This is a genomic window from Streptomyces sp. MK37H (assembly GCF_018035285.1).
GTDB lineage: Bacteria > Actinomycetota > Actinomycetes > Streptomycetales > Streptomycetaceae > Streptomyces > Streptomyces endocoffeicus.
In genome coordinates, this window is sequence record NZ_JAAAYH010000733.1 from 1 (window position 1) to 2,468 (window position 2,468).

General features: G+C 71.4%; 2 protein-coding genes. Both read left to right on the forward strand.

Annotation, left to right across the window (positions count from 1 at the left end):
• The coding region (locus GWI24_RS43350) for an ABC transporter substrate-binding protein (RefSeq protein WP_308344282.1) at nucleotides 1-1,111 on the forward strand (1,111 nt) is incomplete at its 5' end.
• Between the two features lie 172 nt (nucleotides 1,112-1,283).
• A partial coding sequence (locus GWI24_RS43355) for a cytochrome P450 (protein WP_210951507.1) occupies nucleotides 1,284-2,468 on the forward strand: 1,185 nt, incomplete at its 3' end.

Below are 2,468 nucleotides of genomic sequence, written 5' to 3' on the forward strand. Positions count from 1 at the left end.
GACCCTGCTGGGCGTCCTCGGCTCCCTCGCCGCCTGCGACGCGCGGACCTCGGACTCGGCGGGCCCGGGAACCCGGAGCAAGCCCCGTCCGATCAGCCCCGTCGCGGGCTGTGCCAAGGGCTGGACCGACCCCTCCGACAGGTCCGCCGCCCGCGGGCCCGCCCGTTGCGCGCCCGGCGCGCCCGCGCCGAAGCCGCTGAAGAAGAAGACGAGGATCGTCGTCTCCGCCTCCACGCTGACCGCCGAGTATCTGGCGCCCCTGCGGATCGGCGTGGCGAAGGGCGAATTCAGCAAGGAGAAGCTCGACGTCGAGGTGAAGCTGCTGCCCACCCCGGACGGGCTGCCGCTGCTCGCCAAGGGCGATATCGACGTCCAGTACGCGGCGCCGGAGGCCGCCGTGCTCAACGGCATCCGGCAGGGGTTCGACATTCGCTGGGTCGCCGGCAACTTCACGCCCGCGCCCGGTTCCAAGAGCGGATTCTGGGCCAGGCTGCGGCCGGGGGAGACGGCGGGCGGGGTCAGCCTCAAGGACCGTACGGTCGGCACCCTCATCGGCAAGGGCTCGGTCATCACGTACCCGATGGAGAAGGTGCTCTCCGCACACAAGGCCGATGTGGACAGCGTCCGCTTCCAGCAGCTCGGCCCGGCCGAGGTCCTCGCCTCGCTGAAGAACGGCGGAGTGGACGCGGCCTGGCTGCTCGACCCGGCGTGGCGCCAGGTGGACGGCGACGCGGGCTACGCCTTCCTCGGCGGTCAGCCGAAGGGCGAACCGCTCGGCGGGCTCCTGTTCGGACCCGATCTGCTGACCGGGGACCCGGACGCGGGGGTGGCGTTCCTGCGCGCCTACATCCGCACCGTCAACACCTACTTCGCCGGGGACTACAAGAAGGACAAGGCATTCCTCGACGACCTCGGCGACGTGCTCAAGACCGAACCGGACACGCTGGCCGCCGTGCCGTCGCTGCGCATGGACTGGGAGATTCGCGCGGGCACCGTGGACCGCCTGCAGAAGGCGTACGCCACCGCCGGGGTGGTCGAGGGCGACCCGCTGCCAGAGGACAAGGTCGTGGACCGCTCGTTCTACGCGGAAGCGGTCGGCCACAAGCCCTAGGAGGTGTGCTGTTCGGCCACGCTGTTCAGCCCGCCGAACGACCGCTAGTGTGGCCTGCGCCGTAGCGGGCCGACTCTCGCTCCGTGCCGCGCGTCAGATGCCGTGTGGCTTCCCCCACACGGACCCCGCGGCCCGGCCGGAATGGCCCAGCTGTCGCACTAAGGACATCGAAATGCATTTGCCCCCTTCCGCGCCGTCCGAGCTGGGGTCCCTGGCGGTCGAGCCGCTGATGACACGGGACTTCGAGACCCGGCCCGCCGTGGCCTACGCACGCCTGCGGGCCCGGTACGGGCCGGTGGCACCCGTTGATCTGCACGGGGTCCCGGTCTGGCTGGTGCTCGGCTACCGCGAGGTGCGGGAGGTGTTGCGCGACGAGAGCGCATGGAAGAAGGACGTCCAGCACTGGCGGTGGCTGCGCGAGGGACGGGTGCCGTCCGACTGGCCGCATCTGCCCGGCTACCAGGTCAGCCATCTGCTGATGCAGGACGACCGGCGGCGCAAGGCGACACGCGCCGCCGTGGAGGAGGCACTCGCCCCCTTCCAGGACTCCGACGCGCCCCAGTCCTGGGAGCTGGCGAACGCCGTCTCGCGCCACGCCGACGAGCTGATCACCTTCTTCGCGGACGGCAGCGAGAGCGGATGGGTGGACCTGGGCGCGCAGTTCGCCCGGGCGCTGCCGCTGATGGCCGTCAACCGGCTGTTCGGCTTCCCGGTCGACCAGGGCGATGACGTGTTCATGGACTCGTGGCGCATGGTGGACGGCGGGCCGGACGCCGCCGCGGCCGTGGGCCGGCTGGTGGCCGCGACGACCGAACTCGCGGCGTACAAGAGGCAGAACCCCGGTGACGACCTGACCACCCGGCTGCTCGGCATCGAACCCCCGCTGACGGTGGAGCAGATCGGCCTGGAGCTGTACGCGATCATCGTCATCATGTCGGAGCTGGTCAGCCACGCCATCACCAACAGCGTGCTGGAGGTGCTGGCCGGGGAGGCGGGGACGCGGGCCGGACTGATGGCGGGGCCGGTCGAGGAGCTGGTCAACCGCGTGCACATCGCCTCGCCGCCGTGGGTCAACCTCACCTTCCGCTTCCCCGCGGTCGACACCGACCTGGGGGACTTCCGGCTCGCCGCGGGCGATGCGGTGGTGCCCTCGATCGCCGCCGCGCACGGCGATCCGATGTTCGCCACGCCCGGCAGCCAGGACGCGTCGGTGAGTTCGCGCGCCCATCTGGCCTGGGGCGCGGGGCCGCACCAGTGCCCGGGCCGGGGGCTCGCCGACATGATCGTCACCACGGCGGTGGGCAAGCTGTTCGAACGGTGTGACTTCGAACTGGGCCTGCCTGTCGACCAGTTGCCC